Below are 2,523 nucleotides of genomic sequence, written 5' to 3' on the forward strand. Positions count from 1 at the left end.
TGTCTTCGCCATCGGTACCAAACTCAGCAATCACATCGTTGCCATCGCCCAGACCAATCCGGTAGGTATCGGAACCGGCGTCGCCTTCCAGCACGTCATCGCCCGCGCCACCAATCAGCACGTCGTCGCCGCTCCCGCCGTAGAGTTGGTCGTTACCCTCCCCACCTTCCAACAGGTCGTCGCCGGAAAGACCAATGAGGGTATCGTTCCCCGCGCCGCCTTTGATCACATCATCGCGCTCGTTGAAACCACGCAATGCATCATCCCCCGCCTCGCCCAGCAGACTGCGGGATTTGATCGCTTCCACATCCCACACCGTACCGTCAGCAAAAACGATTTCCTCCACCGCGTGGCGGTTGCTTTCGTTGAAATGGTTTTTGACGGTCAGCGTTTCGCCAGTGTCGCGGAGGGTGACTTTGAGATCATCGCTAAACTGCCAGCCGAACCCGGTGCGTACCCGTTCCAGCCGCACATCCGCCGGGGAAACGCCTGCCTTGAACTCGATGCGGTCGGTCTCTCCGACGATCCAGGAATCCTCGATGATCGTATCGTGCCCATCGCCCCGGCCGAAGCGGTAGGTATCAGAGCCGGCACCGCCTTCCAGTACATCGTCACCTGTACCACCGTCCAACACGTCATTGCCGGCACCGCCGATCAGCTTGTCGTTGCTCCCGCGTCCGAACAACTGGTCGTTACCACCTCGGGCATCCAGCAAATCATCAAAATTGCTGCCACGTAGTATGTCGGCGCCCTCCGTGGCTATAAGAGTGTTGCCTGAAATCCAGCCAATAAGAGCTGTTTCCATGGTTTGCGCCACATCTTCGCCCAAGGGCTGCAACATAGCCTTGAACCCCCCCATATCCAGACGGTTAAGCAAGCCCATGCCCCTGAGTGCGTGCAGGAAATCACCCAATTCAGTGAGTCCCGCCTCACGGTCAGTCTGAATTTGCGAGCTAAGCGTATCCGCTACGACGGACAGATCCCCCATCACTCTGCCCAAGTCTTCGTCCCAATGGTAGGCCACCTGAAGGAACAGCGGTTTAAGAAGACTTTGCGCCATTAGCTGGCCATAGACCAGCGCCTTAAGTTCATCCCAAGCTTCAAGCAGCACAGGCGCTGCCCTGCCATGCGGGTTGGGGTCGCGAGTACCCCAGCACCAGACGCCGGACCATTCTTCACCCATGAATTCTTCAAGAGCCTCGAGCTTGCGAGCATCGCCGATGGCATTGCCGTAGATCATGGTGGCTGCACGGCTGGCTGGGTCCACGTCCTGCACTCCCGTCCAACGGTAGATAATCTGCGTCACCAACGCGTCCCGGTCTTCAGGTGTGGTGGCTTGGGTGAAGCTGGTGACCAGCGCCTTGAGCTCCCCCGTCGTATCCATCGTCATGGCTTGGTGCAGATCCCTCACCTTGCCGTAGCCTTGGGCGTCAGGAAGTGCGACGATGTCTTCCGGAACGTCCACCCACTCGGTTGGCACGCTGTAGGTGGCATCGGTCTTGACCCACACGTCGGTGGCAGCGCGAGTCTGATCATCGGTCGTGGTATAAGTGCCCACCTGTTTGTGGGCATTGCCCTGGGCGTCGATGTAGCTGGAATTCGTATAATTGACGCTGATGGACTGGACGCCTGCTTCCGCGAGGGTGAGAAGTTCTCCTGCGTCGGTGCGGCCATTTCCGTCAACGTCTTTCCAGATACGCAATTGGCCAAATACCGCATCATTCACATCAATGACACCATCGGCGTTGGCGTCGAATTCCTTCAGCGCCTCGAAACCGTTTACGACTTTACTGCCGTTTTCCAGCAGAGTTTCAGAACCAAATAATTCGCGGCCGCTGTCGATAGTGCCATTGCCGTTAATGTCACGCACCAGCAGTCCATCGTCGCTACTCACCCAGCCTGTACGCTCCGCAAAGCCATCGTCAGCATGGTCAAACAGGGCGCCGTTGGCAACCGAAACCGTCTCGATACCATCGCCGTCAAGATCGATTGCGATTGGTGAGGGGATGGTGGAAGCGGTGCCGGTTTTTTCCTTGATGTTCTCCATGGGGCAATCGCTGGGCGAGGGTATTCCTGCGCGCTTTCTGGATTTTTCTAACTGGCGACGAATGTTTTGCGTTCCGGGGTCTGTTTCTGGATCGATGCCACGGTCACGCAAGCGTTGTTCGCGATTACGTAGGGTCTCTTCATAGAATTCAGGCTCAAGGGTGGGATCAAAAAGAAATTCGCCGAGCTTTTCTCCTAATTCGCCACCAACGTACGAAGCAGCGCCAATAGCCACAATGCCGACAGCACCGACCCCGGTGCCAACAAAAGCTATTGCAATGGCAGCCCCAGCTGCCCCGCCCAGTGCGCTCGATATATTGACTGCCGCTGCGGTCCAGTCGCCTTTACGAACAGCATCTCCAATTTGGCCGAGATCGTAAAGATCACCAACAACGCCGCCTGCCTTTCCAATGATAGAAGGTTTAACAGGCCGTTGAATTTTCCCCTGACGCCTCCGGCAACCGAACTCTGACAAAC

Annotated in this window: 1 protein-coding gene; it reads right to left on the reverse strand. The window is 57.0% G+C overall.

Going from position 1 to position 2,523, the window contains the following annotated elements:
- Positions 1 to 2,523 (reverse strand): calcium-binding protein (locus JYJ39_RS13815; RefSeq protein ID WP_205205206.1); only part of this gene is annotated, 2,523 nt, incomplete at both ends.

The organism is Azonexus hydrophilus (genome assembly GCF_905120355.1).
Taxonomy (GTDB): Bacteria; Pseudomonadota; Gammaproteobacteria; order Burkholderiales; family Rhodocyclaceae; genus Azonexus.